This is a genomic window from Pseudomonas benzenivorans, assembly GCF_033547155.1.
Taxonomy (GTDB): Bacteria; Pseudomonadota; Gammaproteobacteria; order Pseudomonadales; family Pseudomonadaceae; genus Aquipseudomonas; species Aquipseudomonas benzenivorans_B.
Map to the genome: position 1 here is coordinate 1534684 of NZ_CP137892.1, position 25321 is coordinate 1560004.

General features: G+C 65.8%; 20 protein-coding genes and 3 tRNA genes. 20 read left to right on the plus strand and 3 right to left on the minus strand.

Going from position 1 to position 25321, the window contains the following annotated elements:
• The first annotated feature begins 159 nt into the window (after positions 1-159).
• From SBP02_RS07080 to SBP02_RS07145, 14 genes are all read left to right on the plus strand, one after another.
• Positions 160-1380 carry an aspartate aminotransferase family protein gene (locus SBP02_RS07080; protein ID WP_318645694.1) on the plus strand — a complete coding sequence of 407 codons (1221 nt, stop codon included), beginning with the start codon at positions 160-162 and terminating at the stop codon, positions 1378-1380.
• 174 nt (positions 1381-1554) lie between these two features.
• Positions 1555-2571, plus strand: a complete 1017-nt coding sequence (aruF, locus tag SBP02_RS07085; protein WP_318645695.1) for an arginine/ornithine succinyltransferase subunit alpha — start codon at positions 1555-1557, stop codon at positions 2569-2571.
• Positions 2572-2580: 9 nt separating this feature from the next.
• A complete protein-coding gene (gene astA, locus SBP02_RS07090; protein WP_318645696.1) occupies positions 2581-3597 on the plus strand; it encodes an arginine N-succinyltransferase in 1017 nt (338 codons plus the stop codon).
• 93 nt (positions 3598-3690) lie between these two features.
• The gene (gene astD / locus SBP02_RS07095; RefSeq protein ID WP_318645697.1) at positions 3691-5154 is read left to right on the plus strand and encodes a succinylglutamate-semialdehyde dehydrogenase; all 1464 of its coding nucleotides are present in this window, start codon (positions 3691-3693) and stop codon (positions 5152-5154) included.
• The gene (gene astB / locus SBP02_RS07100; RefSeq protein ID WP_318645698.1) at positions 5151-6500 is read left to right on the plus strand and encodes an N-succinylarginine dihydrolase; all 1350 of its coding nucleotides are present in this window, start codon (positions 5151-5153) and stop codon (positions 6498-6500) included. Before astD ends, astB begins: the two co-directional genes overlap by 4 nt.
• A 98-nt stretch (positions 6501-6598) precedes the next feature.
• A complete protein-coding gene (locus SBP02_RS07105) occupies positions 6599-6883 on the plus strand; it encodes a topoisomerase II (RefSeq protein ID WP_213640553.1) in 285 nt (94 codons plus the stop codon).
• Positions 6884-6893: 10 nt separating this feature from the next.
• A complete protein-coding gene (gene astE, locus SBP02_RS07110) occupies positions 6894-7904 on the plus strand; it encodes a succinylglutamate desuccinylase (protein ID WP_318645699.1) in 1011 nt (336 codons plus the stop codon).
• Positions 7905-8067: 163 nt separating this feature from the next.
• A complete protein-coding gene (gene ltaE / locus SBP02_RS07115) occupies positions 8068-9072 on the plus strand; it encodes a low-specificity L-threonine aldolase (protein ID WP_318645700.1) in 1005 nt (334 codons plus the stop codon).
• A 122-nt stretch (positions 9073-9194) separates the two neighbouring features.
• The gene (alaS, locus tag SBP02_RS07120; protein WP_318645701.1) at positions 9195-11819 is read left to right on the plus strand and encodes an alanine--tRNA ligase; all 2625 of its coding nucleotides are present in this window, start codon (positions 9195-9197) and stop codon (positions 11817-11819) included.
• Between the two features lie 112 nt (positions 11820-11931).
• Positions 11932-13170, plus strand: a complete 1239-nt coding sequence (locus SBP02_RS07125) for an aspartate kinase (RefSeq protein ID WP_318645702.1) — start codon at positions 11932-11934, stop codon at positions 13168-13170.
• A 184-nt stretch (positions 13171-13354) separates the two neighbouring features.
• A complete protein-coding gene (gene csrA, locus SBP02_RS07130) occupies positions 13355-13540 on the plus strand; it encodes a carbon storage regulator CsrA (RefSeq protein WP_069517029.1) in 186 nt (61 codons plus the stop codon).
• A gap of 62 nt (positions 13541-13602) precedes the next feature.
• Positions 13603-13693, plus strand: a tRNA-Ser gene (locus SBP02_RS07135).
• A gap of 108 nt (positions 13694-13801) precedes the next feature.
• Positions 13802-13878: transfer RNA gene (locus tag SBP02_RS07140), tRNA-Arg, on the plus strand.
• 73 nt (positions 13879-13951) lie between these two features.
• Positions 13952-14028, plus strand: a tRNA-Arg gene (locus tag SBP02_RS07145).
• Between the two features lie 57 nt (positions 14029-14085).
• Here SBP02_RS07145 and SBP02_RS07150 read toward each other — a convergent pair.
• A complete protein-coding gene (locus tag SBP02_RS07150; protein WP_318645703.1) occupies positions 14086-14577 on the minus strand; it encodes a DUF4124 domain-containing protein in 492 nt (163 codons plus the stop codon).
• Between the two features lie 323 nt (positions 14578-14900).
• Between SBP02_RS07150 and mgtE the strand changes: the two genes are divergently transcribed.
• From mgtE to SBP02_RS07170, 4 genes are all read left to right on the plus strand, one after another.
• A complete protein-coding gene (mgtE, locus tag SBP02_RS07155) occupies positions 14901-16343 on the plus strand; it encodes a magnesium transporter (protein WP_318645704.1) in 1443 nt (480 codons plus the stop codon).
• 190 nt (positions 16344-16533) lie between these two features.
• Positions 16534-16788 carry an OadG family protein gene (locus SBP02_RS07160; protein WP_318645705.1) on the plus strand — a complete coding sequence of 85 codons (255 nt, stop codon included), beginning with the start codon at positions 16534-16536 and terminating at the stop codon, positions 16786-16788.
• Between the two features lie 25 nt (positions 16789-16813).
• Complete coding sequence (oadA, locus tag SBP02_RS07165; RefSeq protein ID WP_318645706.1) at positions 16814-18598, plus strand: sodium-extruding oxaloacetate decarboxylase subunit alpha; 1785 nt, start codon at positions 16814-16816, stop codon at positions 18596-18598.
• Between the two features lie 10 nt (positions 18599-18608).
• A complete protein-coding gene (locus SBP02_RS07170) occupies positions 18609-19745 on the plus strand; it encodes a sodium ion-translocating decarboxylase subunit beta (protein ID WP_318645707.1) in 1137 nt (378 codons plus the stop codon).
• An 86-nt stretch (positions 19746-19831) separates the two neighbouring features.
• Here the strand turns inward: SBP02_RS07170 and SBP02_RS07175 are convergent, their stop codons facing one another.
• Positions 19832-20158 carry an Arc family DNA-binding protein gene (locus SBP02_RS07175; protein WP_318645708.1) on the minus strand — a complete coding sequence of 109 codons (327 nt, stop codon included), beginning with the start codon at positions 20156-20158 and terminating at the stop codon, positions 19832-19834.
• A gap of 375 nt (positions 20159-20533) precedes the next feature.
• Between SBP02_RS07175 and phnN the strand changes: the two genes are divergently transcribed.
• Positions 20534-21097 carry a phosphonate metabolism protein/1,5-bisphosphokinase (PRPP-forming) PhnN gene (gene phnN / locus SBP02_RS07180; RefSeq protein WP_318645709.1) on the plus strand — a complete coding sequence of 188 codons (564 nt, stop codon included), beginning with the start codon at positions 20534-20536 and terminating at the stop codon, positions 21095-21097.
• Positions 21098-21135: 38 nt separating this feature from the next.
• On the opposite strand, the gene SBP02_RS07185 is transcribed toward phnN, so the two are convergent.
• The gene (locus SBP02_RS07185; RefSeq protein WP_318645710.1) at positions 21136-21603 is read right to left on the minus strand and encodes an Lrp/AsnC family transcriptional regulator; all 468 of its coding nucleotides are present in this window, start codon (positions 21601-21603) and stop codon (positions 21136-21138) included.
• Positions 21604-21803: 200 nt separating this feature from the next.
• Between SBP02_RS07185 and SBP02_RS07190 the strand changes: the two genes are divergently transcribed.
• Positions 21804-25271 (plus strand): indolepyruvate ferredoxin oxidoreductase family protein, encoded by a 3468-nt coding sequence (locus SBP02_RS07190; protein WP_318645711.1) that lies wholly within the window; start codon positions 21804-21806, stop codon positions 25269-25271.
• The last annotated feature ends 50 nt before the right edge of the window (positions 25272-25321 follow it).

Here is a 25321-nt window from a genome sequence, read left to right on the forward strand (position 1 = left end):
TCCCGACGCTTTCTGTCGCATTTTCGTAAGCGTTGGATTTGCCCGGGGTGGCGCTATAAGAAGTTGTCGCATGGCGACAATGCCGCCCCCGGATCAATCCCTACAATCCTCCCCATCGCCTGCGGTCAATGCAGGTGTTCCTTATTCAGGAGAATGCCAATGTCTGTTCAGCACGACCCGGTGCAACGCGCCGATTTCGACCAAGTGATGGTGCCCAACTATGCGCCTGCCGCCTTCGTTCCGGTGCGCGGCGAGGGGTCGCGAGTCTGGGATCAAGCGGGTCGCGAGCTGATCGACTTCGCCGGCGGCATCGCCGTCAATGCCCTGGGCCATTGCCACCCGGCCCTGGTCGGCGCGCTGACCGAGCAGGCCAATACCCTGTGGCACATCTCCAACGTGTTCACCAACGAGCCGGCCCTGCGCCTGGCGAAGAAGCTGATCGACGCCACCTTCGCCGAGCGGGTGTTCTTCTGCAACTCCGGTGCCGAGGCCAACGAGGCCGCCTTCAAGCTGGCCCGTCGCGTCGCCCACGACCGCTTCGGCCCGGAGAAGCACGAGATCATCGCGGCGACCAACAGCTTCCACGGCCGTACCCTGTTCACCGTCAGCGTCGGCGGTCAGCCCAAGTATTCCGACGGCTTCGGGCCGAAGATCCAGGGCATCACCCATGTCCCCTACAACGATCTGGAGGCGCTGAAGGCGGCGATCTCCGACAAGACCTGCGCCGTGGTGCTGGAGCCGATCCAGGGCGAGGGCGGCGTGCTGCCGGCCGATCAGGCCTACCTGGAAGGGGCGCGTCAGCTGTGCGACCAGCACAATGCGCTGCTGGTGTTCGACGAGGTGCAGAGCGGCATGGGCCGCAGCGGCTCGCTGTTCACCTATCAGCACTACGGCGTGACCCCGGACATCCTCTCCAGTGCCAAGAGCCTGGGCGGCGGCTTCCCCATCGGCGCCATGCTCACCACCAGCGCACTGGCCAAGCACTTGGCGGTCGGTACCCACGGCACCACCTATGGCGGCAACCCGCTGGCCTGTGCGGTGGCCGAGGCGGTGATCGACGTGATCAATACCCCCCAGGTGCTCGAAGGCGTCAAGGCCAAGCAGCAGCGTTTCACCCGCAAGCTGCAGCAGATCGGCGAGCAGTATGGCGTGTTCGGCCAGGTGCGCGGCCTCGGCCTGCTGCTCGGCTGCGTGCTCAACGAGGCCTGGAAGGGCAAGGCCAAGGCGATTCTCGATGCCGCGGCGGCGGAGGGCGTGATGGTCCTGCAGGCCGGCCCGGACGTGGTGCGGTTCGCCCCGAGCCTGGTGGTCGAGGATGCCGATATCGACGAGGGCCTGGCGCGCTTCGAGCGCGCCCTGGCCAAGCTGACCCAGGCCTGACCGGCGGCTCGGCGCAGGCCTCGCTGAGGGCTGCGCCGGCGCTGTTGACCGCCCCATGGAGGGGGCGGAGCGAAACCAAGGATGACCGTCTCTTGTGTGCCGCGGCCCGTGCCGCGGTTTCTCTGGGTCGCTCGTCGCGAGCGGCTCGGAGCTTTTCTTAGAAGGAGTGACACCATGCTGGTGATGCGACCCGCGCAAATGGCCGACCTCACTGAAGTGCAGCGTCTCGCCGCGGACAGCCCGGTGGGTGTGACTTCGTTACCGGACGATGCCGCGCGCCTGCGCGACAAGATCGCCGCCTCCGAGGCGTCTTTTTCCGCAGAAGTCAGCTTCAACGGCGAAGAAAGCTATTTCTTCGTGCTCGAGGACAGTAACACCGGCAAGCTGGTCGGCTGCTCCGGCATCGTCGCCTCGGCGGGCTATAGCGAGCCGTTCTACAGCTTTCGCAATGAAACCTTCGTGCACAACTCCCGCGAGCTGAAGATCCACAACAAGATCCACGTGCTGTCGCTGTGTCACGACCTGACCGGCAACAGCCTGCTGACCAGCTTCTACATCGAGCGGCCGCTGGTCGGCAGCCTCTGGTCGGAGCTCAACTCCCGGGGACGCCTGCTGTTCGTCGCCAGCCATCCGGAGCGTTTCGCCGACGCCATGGTGGTGGAGATCGTCGGCCACAGCGACGAGGCCGGCGACTCGCCATTCTGGGATGCGGTGGGGCGCAACTTCTTCGACATGAACTACACCGAGGCCGAGCGCCTGTGCGGCCTGAAGAGCCGAACCTTCCTCGCCGAGCTGATGCCGAACTACCCGATCTATGTGCCACTGTTGCCCGATGCCGCCCAGGAGGCCATGGGCCAGGTGCATCCGCGCGCCCAGGTGACCTTCGACATCCTCATGCGCGAGGGCTTCGAGACGGACAATTACATCGACATCTTCGACGGTGGTCCGACGCTGCACGCGCGCACCTCGGGGATTCGCTCCATCACCCAGAGCCGCATGGTCCCGGTGAAACTCGGCGAGCCGGGCAAGGACCGCCGTCCCTATCTGGTGAGCAACGGCCAGTTGCAGGATTTCCGCGCCCTGGTCGCGGAACTCGACTGGGTGCCGGGCAAGCCGGTCACCCTCAGTGTTGAAGCCGCCGAAGCCCTGGGCGTCGGCGAAGGCGCCAGCGTGCGCCTGGTCGCGGTTTAAGGAGCCAGCATGATCGTTCGTCCCGTACGCAGTGCCGACCTTCCGGCCTTGATCGACCTGGCGCGCAGCACCGGCGCCGGCCTGACCACCCTGCCGGCCAACGAGGAGCGCCTGGCGCACCGCGTCGGCTGGGCGGAGAAGGCCTTCCGTGGCGATGCCGAGCGCGGTGATGCCGATTACCTGTTCGTCCTCGAGGACGATGCCGGCCGGGTCGTCGGCATCTCGGCCGTGGCCGGCGCCGTCGGCCTGCGCGAGCCCTGGTACAACTACCGGGTCGGCCTGACCGTCAGCGCCTCCCAGGAGCTGAACATCCATCGGCAGATTCCCACCCTGTTCCTGGCCAACGACCTGACCGGCAATTCCGAGCTGTGCTCGCTGTTCCTCCATGCCGAGCACCGCAGCGGCCTGAACGGGCGCCTGCTGTCCAAGGCGCGCTTCCTGTTCATCGCCGAGTTCCGCGAGCTGTTCGGCGACAAGGTGATCGCCGAGATGCGCGGCATGTCCGACGACAGCGGTCGTTCGCCGTTCTGGGAAAGCCTCGGTCGGCACTTCTTCAAGATGGAGTTCAGCCAGGCCGACTACCTCACCGGCGTGGGCAACAAGGCCTTCATCGCCGAGCTGATGCCCAAGTTCCCGCTCTACACCTGCTTCCTCTCGGAGGAGGCGCGGGCGGTGATCGGCCGCGTCCACCCCGATACCGAGCCGGCGCTGGCGATGCTCAAAAGCGAGGGTTTCCACTACCAGGGCTATGTCGACATCTTCGACGCCGGCCCGGCCATCGAGGCCGAGACCGCGAAGATCCGCGCGGTGCGCGACAGTCAGGCGCTGGTCCTGGCCATCGGCACCCCCGGCGACGACGCCACGCCCTATCTGATTCACAACCGCAAGTGCGCCGACTGCCGCATCACCGCCGCCCCGGCGCGTCTGGCCGCCGGCACCCTGGTGGTCGATCCGCTGACCGCCAAGCGCCTGCAGCTGGGCGCCGGCGATCAGGTTCGCGCCGTGCCGCTGTCGGCACGCGGTTGATTGTTGCGCACCGCCGCCGGCTCCGGCGGTGCGCTGGAATAACGCAGCCGCCGAACGGGTGGTTGCCGCAAATGCTGGGAGTGATAGAACAACATGAGCACTCATTTCATCGCCGGTAGCTGGCGCGATGGTCAGGGCGAGGCCCTGGAATCCTTGAATCCGGTCAGTCAGCAGGTGCTGTGGCAGGGCCGCGGCGCCGACGCGCAGCAGGTCGAGGCCGCGGTGCAGGCCGCCCGCGCCGCCTTCCCGGGCTGGGCCGCGCATTCGCTGGACGGCCGCATCGCCGTGCTGGAACGCTTCGCCGTGGCCCTCAAGAGTCACGCTGACGAGCTGGCTCGGGCGATCGGCGAGGAGACCGGCAAGCCGCTGTGGGAGGCGACCACCGAGGTGACCAGCATGGTCAACAAGGTCGCCATCTCGGTACAGAGCTACCGCGAGCGCACCGGCGAGAAGAGCGGCCCCCTGGGCGACGCCACCGCCGTGCTGCGCCACAAGCCCCACGGCGTGGTGGCGGTGTTCGGCCCCTACAACTTTCCCGGCCACCTGCCCAACGGCCACATAGTGCCGGCGCTGCTGGCGGGTAACGCGGTGGTGTTCAAGCCCAGCGAGCTGACCCCGAAGGTCGCCGAGCTGACCGTCAAGTGCTGGATCGAGGCCGGGCTGCCGGATGGCGTGCTCAACCTGGTCCAGGGTGCGCGGGAGACCGGCGTGGCCCTGGCCGGCCACCCCGGCATCGACGGCCTGTTCTTCACCGGCTCGAGCCGCACCGGCAACCTGCTGCACAGCCAGTTCGCCGGCCGCCCGGAGAAGATCCTGGCCCTGGAGATGGGCGGCAACAACCCGCTGATCGTCGACGAGGTGGCCGATGTCGACGCCGCCGTCTACACCGTCATCCAGTCGGCCTTTATCTCTGCCGGTCAGCGCTGCACCTGCGCGCGCCGCCTGCTGGTGCCCGAAGGGACCTGGGGCGACGCCCTGCTGGCGCGCCTGGTACAGGTCGCCGGCCAGCTCAAGGTCGGCCGTTTCGACGAGCAGCCGGCGCCCTTCATGGGCTCGGTGATTTCGCTGCAGGCTGCCGAGCAGCTGATGCAGGCGCAGCAGGCGCTGCTCGCCAAGGGTGCCGTGGCGCTGCTGGCGATGACCCAGCCGGAGGCGAGTGCGGCCCTGTTGACCCCGGGCATCCTCGATGTCACGGCGGTCGCCGAGCGCGCCGACGAGGAGTTCTTCGGTCCGCTGCTGCAGGTCGTGCGCTACGCCGACTTCGATGCCGCCATCGCCGAGGCCAACAACACCCAGTACGGCCTGGCCGCCGGCCTGCTGTCGGACTCCAAGGCCAGCTACGAGCGCTTCTGGCTGCACAGCCGCGCCGGTATCGTCAACTGGAACAAGCAGTTGACCGGCGCGGCCAGCAGTGCCCCCTTCGGTGGCATCGGTGCCTCCGGCAACCATCGCGCCAGCGCCTACTACGCGGCCGACTACTGCGCCTATCCGGTGGCCTCGCTGGAAAGCGAGAGCCTGAGCCTGCCCGCCACCCTGACTCCTGGAGTAAGCCTGTGAACAATGCCTTTGAAGTGAATTTCGACGGGCTGGTGGGGCCAACCCACAACTACGGTGGCCTGTCCTACGGCAACGTCGCCTCGCAGAGCAATAGCCAGGCGGTGTCCAATCCGAAGGAAGCCGCCAAGCAGGGCCTGGCGAAGATGAAGGCGCTGATGGAACTGGGCTTCAAGCAGGGCGTACTGGCCCCGCAGGAGCGGCCCAACGTCGCCGGGCTGCGCAGCCTGGGCTTCACCGGCAGCGACGCCCAGGTGATCGAGAAGGCGGCCAAGGAGGCCATGCCGCTGCTGGTCGCCAACTGCTCGGCCTCCAGCATGTGGACCGCCAACGCCTGCACCGTCAGCCCCAGCGCCGACACCGCGGACGGCCGCGTGCACTTCACCGCGGCGAACCTCAACTGCAAGTACCACCGCTCCATCGAGCACCCGACCACCAGCCGCGTGCTCGGTGCCATGTTCGCCGACCAGCGCTATTTCGCCCATCATGCGGCGCTGCCGGCGGTCGGTCAGTTCGGTGACGAGGGTGCGGCCAACCACACGCGCTTCTGCAAGGGCTACGGCGAGGCCGGGGTGGAGTTCTTCGTGTTCGGCCGCAGCGCCTTCGATGCGCGCTACCCGGCCCCGCAGCGTTACCCGGCGCGCCAGACCCTGGAGGCGTCGCAGGCGGTGGCCCGCCTGCATGGCCTCTCCGAGGAGGGCGTGGTCTATGCCCAGCAGTCGCCGGCGGTGATCGACCAGGGCGTGTTCCACAACGATGTGATAGCGGTGGGCAACGGCGAGGTGCTGTTCTATCACCAGGACGCCTTCCTCGACACCGACAAGGTGCTGGCCGAGCTGGGCACCAAGCTGGCGCACCGTGGCGGCAACTTCCAGGCGGTGTGCGTGCCGCGCGAGGCGGTCGGCGTCGAGGACGCGGTCAAGTCCTATCTGTTCAACAGCCAGCTGTTGACCCGCGCCGACGGCCACATGCTGCTGATCGTGCCGGAGGAGTGCCGCAACAACGCCAACGTGTGGAACTACCTGGAGCGCCTGACCGCGGGCCAGGGGCCGATCCGCGAGGTCAAGGTGTTCGACCTCAAGCAGAGCATGCAGAACGGCGGCGGGCCGGCCTGTCTGCGTCTGCGCGTGGCGCTCAAGGAGCAGGAGCTGGAGGCGGTCAACCCGGGGGTGATCATGACCCCGAGCCTCTACGACAGGCTCAACCTGTGGGTCGACAAGCACTACCGCGACCAGCTGCGTGAAGGCGATCTGGCCGACCCGCAATTGCTCCTCGAATGCCGCGCGGCATTGGATGAACTGACGCAGATCCTTAAACTGGGCTCGGTATATCCCTTCCAGCTGGATTGACGGCGACGAACCCGTAGGGTGGATCGCGCTTCATCGATCCACCGATGGATGTATAACGCGACCTCCACCCAGCCCAACTTAACTGAGTACTGATGACCATGTCCGACGCCCTGCAACTGATCCTCGAAGATACCGACGGCACCCAGCTGGAGACCTCCTGCACCCGTTTTGCCGTCCTCTGGCAGGGCAAGGAAGTGTGGATTCAACAGGTCGGCAACGGCCAACTGATGATCGGCGTGGATGTCGCCGAAGGCGACAGCGAGTACGCCAACCTGCTGCTGCGTCCGCTGGCCACCAACCTGGTCAGTCTCGAGCTGGAAATGGAACCGGCCGAGCTCGGCGACGACGAGCACGTTCACGGTCCCGACTGCAACCACGATTGAGGTAATCCCTATGCTCGCCCTCGGCAAACTGCTCGAACTGACCCTGGCCGGCCATGAGCCGGCAGCGAAGCTCCAGCTGACCCACGAGGGCACGCGGTTGCGCTGGCTGGCCGAGGGCGCCCTGGAAGTCACGCCGCCAGCGGCCAGCGACAATGGCCTCGATCTGCTGCTGTCGGCCGGCATCCACGGCAATGAGACCGCGCCGATCGAGCTGCTCGACCGTCTGTTGCACGGCATCGCCAGCGGCGAGCTGAAGCCGCGGGCGCGCATGCTGTTCCTGCTCGGCAATCCGGCCGCCATTCGCCAGGGCGAGCGCTATATCGAGCAGGACATCAATCGCCTGTTCAACGGGCGCCATGAAATGACCACGGGCTTCGAGGCGATGCGCGCCTGCGAGCTGGAGCACCTGGCCGCCACCTTCTTCGGTCAGCCCGGGCGCACGCGCCTGCACTACGACCTGCACACCGCCATTCGTGGCTCGAAGATCGAGCAGTTCGCCCTCTATCCCTTCCAGGAAGGGCGGGCACGCAGCAAGCGCGAGCTGGCCCGGCTGAGCGCGGCGGGGGTCGAGGCGGTGCTGCTGCACAACAAGCCCTCGACCACCTTCAGCGCCTACACCTACAGTCAGCTCGGCGCCGAGGCCTTCACCCTGGAGCTGGGCAAGGCCCGCGCCTTCGGCCAGAACCAGGAAGTCAACCTGGACCGCCTGGAGGCACGCCTGCACAGCATCATCGAAGGGCGCGAGCCCGAGACCCAGGACGGCGAGTTCGGCGACCTGCAGCTGTTCGCCGTGGCGCGGGAAGTCATCAAGCACAGCGACGGCTTCCGCCTGCACCTGCCGGCGGATGTCGAGAACTTCAGCGAACTGCCGGTCGGCTACCTGCTCGCCGAGGACCTCAGCGACACTCGCTGGGTGGTGGAGGAGCAGGGCGCGCGGATCATCTTCCCCAACCCCCGGGTGAAGAACGGCCTGCGTGCCGGCATTCTTATCGTCCCCGCCGAGGCTCCGCTCCTCGCCTGACTCGCGTGCGGCTGCCATGGCGGCTGTGCGGTGCGGCCTGATGGCGTCGGCTTGGCCCGCACGGCGCCATCTGTCCTGTGCCACCTGGGCCTATCTGTACCTTGTCGGTCCATCCCGGGCGCCTTAGCATCGAGACTTTCGTCACCATCAGGGAAGTCTTTTCATGTCCGTCATCGACCTGCGCAGCGACACCGTCACCCAGCCCACCCCCGGCATGCGCGAGGCCATGCTGGCCGCCGAGCTGGGCGACGACGTCTATGGCGAGGACCCGACGGTCAACCGCCTGGAAGCATCCCTGGCCGCGCGGCTGGGGTTCGCCGCCGGGCTGTTCGTGCCCACCGGCACCATGAGCAACCTGCTCGGCCTGATGGCCCACTGCGAGCGGGGCGACGAATACCTGGTCGGCCAGCAGGCCCATACCTACAAGTACGAAGGCGGCGGCGCCGCGGTGCTCGGTTCGATCCAGCCGCAGCCGCTGGAGATGGAGGCCGATGGCTCGTTGGACCTGGCCCGGGTCGAGGCGGCGATCAAGGCGGACGACTTCCACTTCGCCCGCACCCGCCTGCTGGCGCTGGAGAACACCATGCAGGGCAAGGTGCTGCCGCAGGCCTACCTGGCGGCCGCCCGCGAACTGACCCGCCGCCATGGCCTGGCCCTGCACCTGGACGGTGCGCGGTTGTTCAATGCCGCGGTCATGCTGGGGGTGGAGGCCATCGAGATCACCCGCCATTTCGACTCGGTGTCGGTGTGCCTGTCCAAGGGCCTGGGCGCTCCCGTGGGCTCGGTGCTGTGCGGCAGCGCCGAGCTGATCGGCAAGGCGCGGCGGCTGCGCAAGATGGTCGGCGGCGGCATGCGTCAGGCCGGGGTGCTGGCGGCCGCCGGCCTTTATGCACTGGAGCATCAGGTGGCGCGTCTGGCCGAGGACCATGCCAATGCCGAGCGCCTGGCCACAGGCTTGGGCGAGCTGGGCTATGCGGTCGAGCCGGTGCAGACCAACATGGTCTATGTGCAACTCGATCAGCAGGCCGACGCGCTCAAGGCGTTCTGTGCCGAGCGGCACATTCGCCTGATTGCGGCGCCGCGCCTGCGCCTGGTCACCCACCTGGATTTCGCCGCCGCCGACGTGCCGCGGGTGCTCGAGGCCTTCGCCGCATTCCGCCGCCCCTGAACGACCCCTGGCGCCGAATAGGCGCCCTCTATCGAGAAAGGCACTAGCCTCGCATGCCAGGGCCGATATAATGCGGCCCTTTGCCGGCTTTGCCGTGGCCGCCTGATTCCGTGGATGACCCTATGAAAAGCGCAGAAATCCGTGAAGCCTTCCTGAGCTTCTTCGAAGAGAAAGGCCACACCCGTGTCGCCTCCAGCTCCCTGATCCCGGGCAACGACCCGACCCTGCTGTTCACTAACGCGGGGATGAACCAGTTCAAGGACTGCTTCCTCGGCCTGGAAAAGCGCGCCTACACCCGCGCCACCACCAGCCAGAAGTGCGTGCGCGCCGGCGGCAAGCACAACGACCTGGAGAACGTCGGTTATACCGCGCGTCACCACACCTTCTTCGAGATGCTCGGCAACTTCAGCTTCGGCGACTACTTCAAGCGCGACGCCATCCATTTCGCCTGGGAGTTCCTCACCGGCGACAAGTGGCTGAAGCTGCCCAAGGACAAGCTGTGGGTCACCGTCTATGCCAGCGACGACGAGGCCTACGACATCTGGACCCAGCAGGTCGGCGTGCCGGCCGAACGCATGGTGCGTATCGGCGACAACAAGGGCGCGCCCTACGCCTCCGACAACTTCTGGGCCATGGGTGACACCGGCCCCTGCGGGCCTTGCACCGAGATCTTCTTCGACCACGGTGCGGACGTGGCCGGCGGCCCGCCCGGCAGCCCGGACGAGGACGGTGACCGCTACATCGAGATCTGGAACAACGTGTTCATGCAGTTCAACCGCACCGCCGACGGCGTGATGCACCCGCTGCCGGCGCCGAGCGTGGATACCGGCATGGGCCTGGAGCGCATCAGCGCGGTGCTGCAGCACGTGCACTCGAACTACGAGATCGACCTGTTCCAGAAGCTGCTGGACGCCGCGGCCCAGGCCATCGGCTGCAGCAACGACGGCCAGGCTTCGCTCAAGGTGGTGGCCGATCACATCCGCTCCTGCGGCTTCCTGATCGCCGACGGCGTCACCCCGTCCAACGAGGGTCGCGGCTACGTGCTGCGCCGCATCATCCGTCGCGCCTGCCGTCACGGCAACAAGCTGGGCGCCAAGGGCAGTTTCTTCTATCGCATCGTCGCCGCCCTAGTGGCCGAGATGGGCGAGGCCTTCCCGGAACTCAAGCAGCAGCAGGCGCACATCGAGCGCGTGCTCAAGGGTGAGGAGGAGCAGTTCGCCAAGACCCTGGAGCAGGGCCTGAAGATACTCGAGCAGGACCTGGTCGGCCTCAAGGGCAAGATGATCCCCGGCGAGACCCTGTTCAAGCTGTACGACACCTACGGTTTCCCGGTCGACCTGACCGGCGACATCGCCCGCGAGCGCGGCCTGACCATCGACGAGGCCGGCTTCGAGCGCGAGATGGAGGGTCAGCGCGAGCGCGCCCGCTCCGCCAGTGCCTTCGGCATGGACTACAACAGCCTGGTCAAGGTGGACGCCGATACCCAGTTCACCGGTTACGTCTGCACCGCCGACCAGGGGCAGGTGGTCGCCCTGTTCAAGGCCGGCGAGGCGGTCGAGCAGTTGGACGAGGGCGAGGAGGGCGTGGTGGTGCTCAGCCAGACGCCGTTCTACGCCGAATCCGGCGGCCAGGTCGGCGACTGCGGTTTCCTCGCCGCGGCCGCTGCGCGCTTCGACGTGCGCGACACCACCAAGGCCGGCGGTGCCTTCCTGCACCACGGCATCATCGGCAATGGCACCCTGCGCGTGGGCGATCAGGTCACCGCCCAGGTCGATGCCACGGTGCGCCAGGCCACGGCGCTCAACCACTCGGCCACCCACCTGCTGCACTCGGCCCTGCGCCTGGTGCTCGGCGAGCACGTGCAGCAGAAGGGCTCGCTGGTCGACAGCCAGCGCCTGCGCTTCGACTTCAGCCACTTCGAGGCGGTGACCCCGGCCCAGCTCAAGGCGCTGGAGGATATGGTCAACGGCGAGATCCGCAAGAACAGCGAAGTGGAGACCGAGGAGACCGATATCGACACCGCCAAGGCCAAGGGCGCCGCGGCGCTGTTCGGCGAGAAGTACGGCGAGACCGTGCGCATGCTGACCATGGGCGGCGGCTTCTCCGTCGAACTGTGCGGCGGCACCCACGTCTCCCGTACCGGCGACATCGGCCTGTTCAAGATCGTCAGCGAGGGCGGTGTGGCCGCCGGCGTGCGCCGCATCGAGGCGGTCACCGGTGCCGCGGCGCTGGCCTACCTGAATGGCGCCGAGGAGCAGCTGAAAGAGGCGGCGGCGCTGGTCAAGGGCAGCCGCGACAACCTGCTGGACAAGCTCGCCGGGGTGCTGGAGCGCAACCGCCAACTGGAGAAGGAGCTGGAGCAGCTCAAGGCCAAGGCCGCCAGTGCCGCGGGCAACGACCTGGCCGGCTCGGCGGTGGAGGTCAAGGGCGTCAAGGTGCTGGCCGCGCGTCTCGACGGCCTGGACGGCAAGGCGCTGCTGGCGATGGTCGACCAGCTGAAGAACAAGCTGGGCAGCGCGGTGATCCTGCTCGGCGGCGTGCAGGACGACAAGGTGGTGCTGGTGGCCGGAGTGACCCAGGACCTGACCGCCAGGCTCAAGGCCGGCGAGCTGATGAAGCAGGCAGCGGCGGCCGTGGGCGGCAAGGGCGGCGGTCGCCCGGACATGGCCCAGGGCGGCGGCAGCGATGCGGCGGCGCTGGACGGCGCCCTGGCGCTGGCCGTGGGGTTCGCCGAGCAAGGGTTGTAAGCGCCGGCCGGTGCGCCGGCGCCGCCAAGGTCAGGCCCCGCCCGGCGGGCCTTGGCACTGCGCTGAGTTGAATGTCTAATGGGCGCCCTTCACGGGCTGAGGCGGCTTTGAAATGGCTTTGATCGTACAGAAATTCGGGGGCACCTCCGTCGGCACCGTTGAGCGTATTCAGCAGGTGGCCGAGAAGGTCAAGAAATTCCGCGAGAACGGCGACGACATCGTCGTCGTGGTGTCCGCCATGAGTGGCGAGACCAACCGCCTGATCGACCTGGCCAGGCAGGTCAGCGACGATCAGCCGGTGCCGCGCGAACTGGATGTGATGGTGTCGACCGGCGAGCAGGTGACCATCGCCCTGCTGGCCATGGCGCTGATCAAGCGCGGCGTGCCGGCGGTGTCCTACACCGGCAACCAGGTGCGCATCCTCACCGACAGTGCGCACAACAAGGCGCGCATCCTGCAGATCGACGACCAGAAGCTGCGCAACGACCTCAAGGCCGGGCGCGTGGTGGTGGTCGCCGGCTTCCAGGGTGTGGACGAGCACGGCAACATCACCACCCTCGGCCGCGGTGGTTCCGACACCACCGGGGTGGCCCTGGCCGCAGCGCTGAAGGCCGACGAGTGCCAGATCTACACCGACGTCGACGGGGTCTACACCACCGACCCGCGCGTGGTGCCCCAGGCCCAGCGCCTGGAGAAGATCACCTTCGAGGAAATGCTGGAAATGGCCAGCCTCGGCTCCAAGGTGCTGCAGATTCGTTCGGTGGAGTTCGCCGGCAAATACAACGTCCCGCTGCGCGTGCTGCACAGCTTCCAAGAGGGGCCGGGCACCCTCATTACCCTTGATGAAGAGGAAACCATGGAACAGCCGATCATCTCCGGCATCGCCTTCAATCGCGACGAAGCCAAGCTGACTATCCGTGGCGTGCCCGACATCCCGGGCGTGGCCTTCAAGATCCTCGGCCCGATCAGCGCCGCCAACATCGAGGTGGACATGATCGTGCAGAACGTCTCGCACGATAACACCACCGACTTCACCTTCACCGTGCACCGCAACGACTACCAGAATGCGCAGCAGGTGCTGGAAAACACCGCGCGCGAGCTGGGTGCCCGCGAAGTGGTCGGCGACATCAAGATCGCCAAGGTGTCCATCGTCGGCGTCGGCATGCGTTCCCACGCCGGGGTTGCCAGCCGCATGTTCGAGGCCCTGGCCAAGGAAAACATCAATATCCAGATGATCTCCACCTCGGAGATCAAGGTGTCGGTGGTGATCGAGGAGAAGTACCTGGAACTCGCGGTGCGCGCCCTGCATACCGCGTTCGAACTGGACGCTCCGGCCCGCCAGGGCGACTGAGGCATTTCCGAAAGGCGCGGCAGGTTCCGCGCCTTTCGTCTTTTTGGTTGGTGGGGGCAGGACTTTCTTTCTGTCCACTCTGGTCAATACTTGGGTGAAGGTTCCGCTTGAGCTGCTCGGGACTGCCACCATTTTTCTTTTTTGCAGACTGTTGTCCTGAAATGTAAGCCGTGAGGAGAAAGGAATGCTGATTCTGACTCGCCGGGTCGGAGAGACCCTGATGGTCGGTGATGAAGTGACTGTCACCGTGTTGGGCGTGAAAGGTAATCAGGTGCGCATCGGCGTCAACGCGCCGAAGGAGGTAGCCGTGCACCGTGAGGAGATTTACCAACGTATTCAGAAAGAGAAAGGCGACGAACCAAGCCACTAATTTTTCTCGAAATTTTGGCTTTGCAAACGGGGAAAACATGGTTATCATGCGCCCCGTGTTGCGGAGAGGTGGCCGAGTGGCCGAAGGCGCTCCCCTGCTAAGGGAGTACACCTCAAAAGGGTGTCGGGGGTTCGAATCCCCCCTTCTCCGCCATATTTTGCAGTGTAGGGTGTGTTTCAGCGTTAGATCGATAAGTTGTTGAAATTAATCGAATTAATGCTTGATTAACGAATTTTTATCCCTATAATGCGCACGCTCAGTGCACTCATAGCTCAGCTGGATAGAGTACCCGGCTACGAACCGGGCGGTCGGAGGTTCGAATCCTCCTGAGTGCGCCATACAGCAAATGGCTTGCAGTGATGTAAGCCATTTTGTTTTAACCAGCGGTGATCTGGTCTAAAAGCGCCATACGCACTCATAGCTCAGCTGGATAGAGTACCCGGCTACGAACCGGGCGGTCGGAGGTTCGAATCCTCCTGAGTGCGCCATACCGAAAGGGCCTGCAGCGATGCAGGCCCTTTTTCTTTGTCCGGACTTTTTGCGCGCTAGGGTTTGCCTCTGACGCAGCCGGCTTCGTCGAAGCTGACCTGGCGGCTGCTGCCTTCGCGGTCGCGATAGAGATAGCGGGTCCGGCCGTTCTGGCGGCTGACCTTGTCCGGCTTGCCGAGGGCGCTTTCCACATCGCTGCGGGTCATGCCGGCGAGCACCTGTTGCTGGATCATGGCCGTGCGCCGGGCGCTACCGGTGACGCGGTTGCCGCAGCCGTCGCCTCGCTCGCCAATCACCAGTGTTGTGCTGGGTTTTGCCTGTCGTTTGGTGCGCGTGGCTTTTCCGGTCTTCGCCAGTGGCACCGGCTTGCCGCTGCCGGGCGTCGGGTTGTCGGCGTGGTGCAGCTGCAGGTCTTGCGATTCGCTGCAGCCTTGCAGGGTGAAGGTGATGTGGCCGCTGGGATCTTCGCAGCGGAACACGGTCGCGGCCAGCAGAGGGGTAGGGCACAGCAGGATGGCGCAGAACGCTGCGCAGCGCAGTTTAGGCATCGAGACGTCCTCCTTGACGATCACCGAAGCAGCCTAGTCGAAGGCCTTGTCGCTGTCAGGGTGCCTTGCGGCCTGGTGCGGGCGTCGCAGTGGCGCATTCGGAAAAATCATTCAGGTTTGTGGTGCAAGCGCTTGTTCTTGACTGGCTTTTGTCACGTGCAATGACCTTGGGCGGTGTTATCATCTGCGCCGTCGGCCCCGCCGGGGCCTGTGGGACACCACCATGGACTTACCCAGTAGTTACTTTGCATCCCGATTGTGCAATCGCGTATTGACTGATTGACCCTCTTTGGCGTGCGCCGCCGCTGGGGGAGGAGCGCGCCATGACTGAAGTAGACGCCAAGAAGCCGCAAGAAAGCCTGCAGGACCGCCTGGCTCAGGTGGTCGAGCTGTTGCACCGCCACAAGGTGGTCGAAGACCTGACCCACCGTCAGGAAGGCCAGCACCAGGATCTGGTGGAAAACCTGGTGCACCGACAGAATCTGGCCGAGCTGCAGCGCAAGCTCGACGACCTGCACCCCGCCGACGTCGCCCATATCCTCGAAGCCCTGCCCCTCGACGACCGCCTGACGGTCTGGCAGCTGGTCAAGGCCGAGCGCGACGGCGATATCCTCCTGGAAGTCTCCGACGCGGTGCGCGAGTCGTTGCTCGCCGACATGGATGACCACGAGATACTCGCGGCGGCCAAGGAGATGGATGCCGACGAGCTGGCCGATCTGGCGTCCGAGCTGCCGCGTGACGTGGTCCACGAGCTGATGGAGAGCCTCGATGCGCAGCAGCGCGAGCGCGTGCGTTCGGCGCTGTCCTACGAGGAGGAGCAGGTCGGCGCGCTGATGGACTTCGAGATGGTCACCATCCGCGAAGACGTCGGCCTCGAGGTGGTGTTGCGCTATTTGCGGCGCCTGAAGGAGCTGCCGGGGCATACCGACAAGCTGTTCGTGGTCGACTACGACGGCGTGCTCAAGGGTGTGCTGCCGATCAAGCGACTACTGGTCAATGACCCCGAGCGGCTGGTCAGCGAGGTGATGGCGACCGACCCGGTGAGCTTTCACCCAGACGAGGACGCCTACGATGCAGCCCAGGCGTTCGAGCGCTATGACCTGATCTCCGCACCCGTGGTGGACAAGAACGGCAAGCTGATCGGGCGCCTGACCATCGACGAGATGGTCGACCTGATCCGCGAGGAGAGCGAAAGCGAAGTCCTCAATATGGCCGGTCTGCGCGAGGAGGAGGACATCTTCGCCTCGGTATGGAAGTCCTTGCGCAACCGCTGGGCCTGGCTGGCGATCAACCTGATCACCGCTTTCCTCGCCTCGCGGGTGATCGGCCTGTTCGAGGGCTCTATCGAGAAGCTGGTGGCCCTGGCGGCATTGATGCCCATAGTCGCCGGCATCGGCGGTAACTCGGGCAACCAGACCATCACCATGATCGTCCGGGCCATGGCGCTGGATCAGGTCAGTACCGGCAATACCTCGCGACTGATCCGCAAGGAGCTGGGGGTATCGCTGATCAACGGCCTGGTCTGGGGCGGGGTGATAGGGGCGGTAGCCTTCCTGCTGTACGACAGCTGGTCGCTGGGGGTGGTGATGACCGCCGCGATGACCCTGAACCTGCTGCTCGCCGCGCTGATGGGGGTGTTGATTCCCATGACCCTGGTACGCATGGGGCGCGACCCGGCGATGGGTGCCAGCGTGATGATCACCGCGGTGACCGACAGTGGCGGTTTCTTTATCTTTCTCGGCTTGGCCTCGGTCTTTTTGCTGTGACCCCGGGCTCCTTCGTGGGGCGAGCTGCGCGGGTTGTCGCGATTACGTCCGAAAATGTCACTTTAACGGCCTCGGGTTTGCTTCAAACGCTTGTTTCAAGCTAAGGTGCGCCAGCTTTGCCCGGCGCATTTCCGGGCGCCTCCGCTAATAACGACAATGCGGCCCGGAGCCGCAGTTTAAAGGAGTCATCATGACCCCCAGCCAACTCCTGCTCGAGGGCGTCGAGCTCATGCTGTTCGGCATGGGCTTCGTGTTCGTCTTCCTGGCTCTGCTCATTCTCTCCATTCGCCTGATGGCGCGCCTGCTCGAGCGCTTCGCCGCGCCCGTCCCGCAGCGCGCCGTCGCTGCGCCGGTACCGACCAGGGCATCGGCGCAAGACCCCGCGCCCGAGGTGCTCGCCGCCATCCAGGCCGCCATTCATCAACACCGCGCGCGCCGCGGCTGATCCAGGTTCGACAGGGAGCTTTCGTATGACCGCTGTGAAAAAGGCCCTCGGCATCACCGACGTGGTGCTGCGCGACGCCCACCAATCCATCCTGGCCACCCGTGTGCGTCTGGAGGACATGCTGCCGATCGCCGCCAAGCTCGACCAGGTCGGCTTCTGGTCGGTGGAATCCTGGGGCGGCGCGACCTTCGACGCCTGCATCCGTTACCTGGGCGAAGATCCCTGGGAGCGCATCCGCGCCCTGAAGCAGGCCATGCCCAATACCCGCCAGCAGATGCTGCTGCGCGGGCAGAACCTGCTCGGCTACCGGCACTATGCCGACGACGTGGTGGAGAAGTTCGTCGAGCGGGCGGCGGTCAACGGCGTCGACGTGTTCCGCGTGTTCGATGCGATGAACGATCCGCGCAACCTGCAGACCGCCCTGCAGGCGGTCAAGCGCCAGGGCAAGCATGCCCAAGGCACCATTTCCTACACCACCAGCCCGGTGCACAGCCTGCAGATGTGGGTCGACCTGGCCAAGCAGATCGAAGACATGGGTGCCGACTCCATCGCCATCAAGGACATGGCCGGCATCCTCACCCCCTATATCGCCTTTGAGCTGGTGTCACGGCTCAAGGCCAGCCTGTCGATCCCGATCCACATGCAGTGCCACGCCACGGCGGGGCTGTCTTCCGTGGCCATCCTCAAGGCGGTGGAAGCCGGTATCGACAACGTCGACACCGCCATCTCCTCGCTGTCGATGACCTACGGCCATTCGCCGACCGAGTCGGTGGTGGCCATGTTCCAGGGTACCGAGCGCGATACCGGTCTGAACCTGGAGCTGCTGGAGGAGATCGCCGCCTACTTCCGCGAGGTTCGCAAGAAGTACGCCAAGTTCGAGGGCAACCTCAAGGGCGTCGACTCGCGCATCCTGGTCGCCCAGGTGCCGGGCGGCATGCTCACCAACATGGAGAGCCAGCTCAAGGAGCAGGGCGCCCAGGACAAGTTCGACCAGGTGCTGGCGGAAATCCCGCGGGTGCGCGAAGACCTCGGCTTCATCCCGCTGGTGACCCCGACTTCGCAGATAGTCGGGACCCAGGCGGTGATCAACGTCTTGACCGGCGAGCGCTACAAGTCGATCACCAAGGAAACCGCCGGCGTGCTCAAGGGCGAGTACGGCGCGGCGCCAGCGCCGTTCAACGCCGAGCTGCAGGCACGTGTGCTGGATGGCGCGGAGGCCATCAGCTGCCGCCCGGCCGACCTGCTCGAGGCGGAAATGGACAAGCTGACCGCCGAACTCAAGGGCATCGCCCGGGACAAGGGAATCCAGCTGGCCAAGGACGAAATCGACGACGTGCTGACCTATGCGCTGTTCCCGCAGATCGGCCTGAAGTTCCTGGAAAACCGCGGCAACCCGGCGGCCTTCGAGCCGGTGCCGAGCGGTGACGAGCGGCCGGCGCGCGAGGCCGGCAAGCCCGAGGTCTACACCGTCGAGGTGAGCGGCAAGTCCTATGTGGTGCAGGTGGGCGAGGGCGGCGATATCGAGGGCATCAAGCCCCTGGGGGGCGCCGCTTCTACGCCGGCCGCTGCGGCGGCGGCTCCGGCTGCCGTCGGCGGCGGCGAGCCGCAGGCCGCGCCGTTGGCCGGCAACATCTTCAAGGTGCTGGTGCAGCCGGGCCAGGCGGTCGAGGAGGGGCAGCTGGTGATCATTCTCGAGGCCATGAAGATGGAAACCGAGATCCGCGCGTTCAAGGCCGGTACCGTCGGTGCGGTCAACGTCAAGGTCGGCGATGCGGTGGCGGTGGGCGACAGCCTGCTGGCCATCGCCTGAGGGGCGGTCCATGGAGAAGCTCGTCAAGCTGTGGCAGAGCACCGGCCTGTATCACCTGGAGCCGGGGCAGGCGCTGATGATCCTGGTCTGTATGGGGCTGATCTACCTGGCGATCAGGAAGGGCTTCGAGCCGCTGCTGCTGATCCCCATCGGCTTCGGCGGTGTGCTGGCCAACATTCCGGTGGCGAATATGGCCGAGGGTGCAGGTTTCCTGCACATGATCTATGAGGTCGGCCTGCCCACCAGCGTGTTCCCGCTGCTGATCTTCATGGGGGTGGGGGCCATGACCGACTTCGGTCCGATGCTGGCCAACCCCAAGACGCTGTTGCTCGGTGCGGCGGCGCAGTTCGGCATCTTCGCCACCCTGATCGGCGCCCTGGCGCTGACCGCCCTGGGCATTCCGGGGATGGAGTTCAGCCTCAAGGAGGCGGCGTCCATCGCCATCATCGGCGGGGCCGACGGTCCGACCTCGATCTTCGTCACCTCCAAGCTGGCGCCGGACCTGCTCGGCCCGATCGCCGTGGCGGCCTATTCCTATATGGCCCTGGTGCCGTTGATTCAGCCGCCGATCATGCGCGCGCTGACGACCAAGGAAGAGCGCGCCATCGTCATGCAGCAGCTGCGGCATGTCAGCCAGGTCGAGAAGATCGTCTTTCCGCTGGTGCTGTGTCTGCTGGTCGGCATGCTGCTGCCGGATGCCGCGCCGCTGGTGGGCATGTTCGCCTTCGGCAACCTGTTGCGCGAGTCCGGGGTGGTCGAGCGTCTGGCCGACACCTCGCGTAATGCGTTGATCAACATAGTCACCATCTGTCTGGGCCTGACCGTGGGCTCCAAGCTGTCGGCCGAAGCCTTCCTGCAGCTCAAGACCCTGGGGATTCTGGTGCTGGGCATGGTGGCCTTCTGCGGCGGCACCGCCGCCGGGGTGTTGATGGCCAAGGGCATGAACCTGCTCAGCAAGAACAAGATCAACCCCTTGATCGGCTCGGCCGGGGTGTCGGCCGTACCGATGGCGGCGCGGGTCTCGAACAGGGTCGGTCTGGAGGCCAACCCGCAGAACTTCCTGCTGATGCATGCCATGGGGCCGAACGTGGCCGGGGTGATCGGCTCGGCAGTGGCGGCGGGGGTGTTGCTCAACTTCGCCGGCTGATGCTTGGCGAGCGAAGGGACGCCGTGTCGGCGCCCCTTCGATACAAAAAAACCGGCCAGGGGCCGGTTTTTTTGTATGCGTGGTTCTTACGAATCTGCTGAGGCGAGTTCGCTGTCGTGGGCGATCAGGGCGATCAGGGCGTTCTGTTGGCGCCGCGACAGCTGGCGGAAGCGTTGCAGCAGCTCGCGTTCGTGCTGGGACAGTTCGGGGCTGTCGATGCGCAGATTCGAATCATCGTCCAGCGCGCCTTCCTGCAGCATGCTCTGCTCGAGGCGGGCGATGATCTCCGAGTTCATGCTGCGGTGATGGTTGCGCGCCACATCGGCGATGCGCTCGCGCATACCGTCGGGCAAGCGAACAACGAATTTGTCAGCGGTACGACTGGAATAGATGGCCTGTTTCATAGGGGGCATACAGTAAACCGGTTCGTTCAGGAAAGCGATGCTGGCACAGGGCTACAAATGGTTAGGGTTAAGACCCATTTTCGCGCTCGTTGTTCCACCAGCATAGCCGCTCGTATCGAGATGACTGTCGAGTCATGCTTACAAATATTTGGCGCCAATTACGTGTCGTATTTTGGTCTGGATAAAGGCTCTTTGCCAGCACCGGTCGTCAGAAGTGAGTGCCATTAGACAGAACGCCGTCATTTAGTACGGCGGTTTCGGAGAGTCTGTCCGGCCAGCCCGCGGAGCGTGGTTCGCGCCTGGTCATGCATGACAACGATTATGATGTGCCAGCGGCCATGAGCGTGGTTTGGCAGGTCTGGCGGCAGGCGAAAGGGGGGAGTGATGGGCGGGCGTTTGATCTATCTGATGGGACCTTCGGGCTCGGGCAAGGACAGCTTGCTGCAGGCTGCGCGCGGGCCGCTGGCCGCGCGGGGCTGTCGGATCGCCCGGCGGGTGATCACCCGTTCCGCCGAGGCGCTCGGCGAAGAGGCGTTGTCGCTGTCGCCGGAACAGTTCGAGACGCAGGAGCGGGCCGGCGCCTTCGCCATGAGCTGGCGCGCCAATGGCCTGGCCTACGGCATTCCCCGGCAGGTCGACGAATGGTTGGCTGGCGGTGCGGATGTCCTGGTCAACGGCTCGCGGGCCTACCTGGACGAGGCGCGCCGACGCTATCCGGATCTGTTCGCCGTGCTGCTCGCGGTCGATCCGGCAGTGCTGCGTCGGCGCCTGCTGGCCCGCGGGCGCGAGACACCGCTGGAAATCGAGGCCCGTCTGGCACGCAACGCCCAGTTCGCCGGCGGTGCGGCGCAGGGCGAGCGGCTGCAGTTGCTGGACAACTCCGGCGAGCTGGCCGCCACGGTGGACCAGTTGCTCAACCTGATCGAGGCCAGTCGACCTGGCGTCTGAGCCTGCTGCGAGAGGCTTTCCGGCGCGCGACCGGCCGCTCAATCCAGCGGCAGCTCGGTGGTGCGCTTGACCTCGCTCATGGCGATGTTGGAGTGCGCCTCCTGCACGTGGGGGCGCTGCAGCAGGTGATCGCGCAGGAAGCGCTCGTAGCCGGCGATGTCCTTGGCCACCACCTTGAGCAGGTAGTCCGAGCCGCCAGCCATGGTGTAGCACTCCAGTACCTCGGGATAGCCGACCACCGCCTGCTCGAACTCCTCCAGGTTGCTGCGGCCGTGGGCCGACAGCTTGATGTCGACGAACACCGTGATGCCGAAGCCGAGCAGCTTGTGGTTGAGCAGGGCGACCTTGCGTTCGATCAGGCCCTCTTCCTGCATGCGGTGAATCCGCCGCCAGCAGGGCGATTGCGACAGCTCTACCTTTTCCGCCACCTCCGCAGCGGACAGTTCGGCGTTGTGTTGCAGCAGGCGAAGAATCTTGCGATCGATAGGACTCAGCGGGTTTTGCATGAATTATTCCCATATTTCGTTTTTATTGGATTAATCATGCGAAATATTGCTGCTTGATGCCCGAAAAAGAAAGATAAAAGCGATACCGCTCAGTCATATTCTTGGGTAGTCGTTGCCCGCGGTGATCCTGCGTGCGACAGAACCGCGCAGGCATTAACCGTTGCCGCGCAGCTCGCCATAACAATAAAAGGAGCGTCCGCATGTCTCTGGCCGAGATCCGCCTGGATGACAAGTACCGCCTTGCCACTGGTCACCTGTACCTCACCGGCACCCAGGCGCTGACCCGCCTGCCGATGCTGCAGAAGCAGCGCGACACGGCCCATGGCCTGAATACCGCCTGCTTCATCTCCGGCTACCGCGGCTCGCCCCTGGGCAACCTGGACAAGAGCCTGTGGGAGGCCAAGTCCTTCCTCCAGGAGAACCACATCCACTTCCAGCCGGGGGTCAACGAGGAGTTGGCCGCCACCGCGGTGTGGGGCAGCCAGCAGACCAGCCTGTTCCCCGGTGCCCGTTACGACGGTGTGTTCTCCATGTGGTACGGCAAGGGCCCGGGCGTCGACCGCTGCGGCGACGTGTTCAAGCACGGCAACTCGGCCGGCGTCTCCGAGCACGGCGGCGTGCTGCTGCTGGCCGGCGACGACCACGGCTGCAAGTCCTCGAGCATCGCCAACCAGAGCGAGCACGCGTTCATCGCCGCGTCGATTCCAGTGCTCAACCCGGCCAACGTCCAGGAAATCCTCGACTACGGCATCATCGGCTGGGAGCTGTCGCGCTACAGCGGCTGCTGGGTGGCGCTCAAGACCATCGCCGAGAACGTCGACTCCTCGGCGGTGGTGGACGTCGACCCGCTGCGGGTCGAGGTACGGATTCCCGAGGACTTCGAGCTGCCCGAAGACGGCGTCTACATCCGCTGGCCGGACCCGCCCCTGGCCCAGGAGAAGCGCCTCAACACCTACAAGATCTACGCCGCTCGCGCCTTCGCCCGGGCCAACAACCTCAACCGGGTGATGCTCGATTCGGCCAACCCGCGCCTGGGCATTATCACCACGGGGAAATCGTATTTAGACGTGCGCCAGGCCCTGGAAGACCTCGGCCTGGACGAGCAGCTGTGCGCCCAGGTCGGCCTGCGCGTGCTCAAGGTCGGCATGAGCTGGCCGCTGGAGCCGGTCTCGGTGCACGAGTTCGCCGAGGGCCTGGACGAGATCCTGGTGGTGGAGGAGAAGCGCAGCATCATCGAGGACCAGCTGACCGGCCAGCTGTACAATTGGCCGGTGGGCAAGCGCCCACGGGTGGTCGGCGAGTTCGACGAGGACGGCAACTCGCTGCTGCCTAACCTGTCCGAGCTGACCCCGGCGATGATCGCCCGGGCCATAGCCAAGCGTTTGGCGCCTATCTATAGCAGCGCCAGCATCGAGGAGCGCCTGGCCTTCCTCGCGGCCAAGGAGGCCTCCCTGGCCGCGCCCAAGCACAGCACGCTGCGCACCCCGCACTTCTGCTCCGGCTGCCCGCACAACACCTCGACCAAGCTGCCCGAAGGCAGCCGCGCCCAGGGCGGCATCGGCTGCCACTACATGACCCAGTGGATGGACCGCAACACCGACACCTTCACCCAGATGGGCGGCGAGGGCGCCACCTGGATCGGCCAGGCACCGTTCACCGACACCCCGCACATCTTCCAGAACCTCGGCGACGGCACCTACTTCCACTCCGGCCAGCTGGCCCTGCGCGCGGCGGTGGCTGCCGGGGTCAACATCACCTACAAGATCCTCTACAACGACGCGGTGGCCATGACCGGCGGCCAGCCGATCGACGGCGAGCTGCGCGTCGACCAGCTCAGCCAGCAGGTGTTCGCCGAGGGCGTCAAACGCATCGCCCTGGTCAGCGACGAGCCGGACAAGTATCCGAGCCGCGACAGCTTCGCGCCCATCGTCAGCTTCCACCACCGCAGCGAGCTGGACGCGGTGCAGCGCGAGCTGCGCGAGTTCAAGGGCGTCTCGGTGATCATCTACGACCAGACCTGCGCCACCGAGAAGCGGCGCCGGCGCAAGCGCGGCAAGCTGGTCGACCCGCAGAAGCGCGCCTTCATCAACCCGGCGGTGTGCGAGGGCTGCGGCGACTGCAGCGTCAAGTCCAACTGCCTGTCGGTGCTGCCGCTGGAGACCGAGCTGGGGCGCAAGCGCGAGATCGACCAGAACGCCTGCAACAAGGACTTCTCCTGCGTCGAGGGCTTCTGCCCGAGCTTCGTCACCGTGCACGGCGGCAGCCTGCGCAAGCCCGAGGCGGTCGGCCAGAACGCGCTGTTCGAGGCGCTGCCCGAGCCCAAGCAGCCAGGGCTCGAGCGTCCCTGGAACATCCTCCTGCCGGGTGTCGGCGGCAGCGGCGTGACCACGGTCGGCGCCCTGCTGGGCATGGCCGCGCACCTGGAAGGCAAGGGCTGCAGCGTGCTCGACCAGGCCGGTCTGGCGCAGAAGTTCGGCCCGGTGGTCACCCATATCCGCGTCGCCGCCAGGCAGGACGACATCTACGCGGTGCGTATCGCCGCCGGCGAGGCCGACCTGCTGCTCGGTTGCGACCTGGTGGTGGCCGCCAGCGAGGAGGCCCTGGCCAAGCTCAACGACAAGATCGCCCATGCGGTGATCAACAGCCATGAGGCGGCCACCGCCGAGTTCACCCGCAACCCCGATGCCCAGGTACCCGGCGCGGCCATGCGCGAGGCGCTGATCGAGGCGGTGGGCAGCAGCAAGACCCACTTCGTCGACGCCACCCGCCTGGCCACCCGCCTGCTCGGCGACAGCATCGCCAGCAACCTGTTCATGCTCGGCTTCGCCTATCAGAAGGGCCTGGTTCCGGTATCGGCCGAGGCCATCGCCAAGGCCATCGAGCTCAACGGCGTGGCCGTGGCGCTGAATCAGCAGGCCTTCCTCTGGGGCCGCCGCGCCGCCCATGACCTGGCGGCGGTGGAGAAGCTGGCCGCACCCAAGGTGGTCGAGGCCCCGCGTTGCGAGAGCCTGGAGGAGATAGTCAATGACCGCGTGGCGCGCCTCACCGCCTACCAGAACGCCGCCTACGCCGAGCGCTACCGCGAGCTGGTGCAACGCGTGGCCCGCGCCGACAGCGGTGCCGACCAGGCCCTGAGCAAGGCCGTGGCGCGCTACTACTTCAAGCTCTTGGCCTACAAGGACGAGTACGAGGTGGCGCGGCTGTACAGCGACGGCAGCTTCCTGCAGCAGCTGCAGGCACAGTTCGCCGGCGACTATCGCCTGCAGTTCCACCTGGCACCGTCCTGGCTGAGCAAGGCCGATCCAGTCACCGGCGCGCCGCGCAAGCGCCAGTTCGGTCCCTGGATGCTCAAGGCCTTCGCCCTGCTGGCCAAGTTCAAGTTTCTCCGCGGCACGGCTTTGGACCCCTTCGGCTATGGCGCCGAGCGCCAGCTGGAGCGCGAGCTGATCGAGGAATACGAGCGCAGCGTCGAGTACCTGCTGGCCGAGCTCAAGCCCGGCAACTACCGCACCGCGGTGGCCCTGGCCGAGCTGCCGGAGCAGATCCGCGGCTACGGCCACGTCAAGGAGCAGGCGGTGGCCAAGGTCCGTGAACAGGGCCGGCAGCTCAAGGCCCGCCTGCTGGCCAGCGAAATCCAGGCCGTGCAGCTGTTCGAACCGGCCGCCTGATCACCATCTAACCCTACCTAGAACCCTCTCCCAGGCCGGGAGAGGGGCGA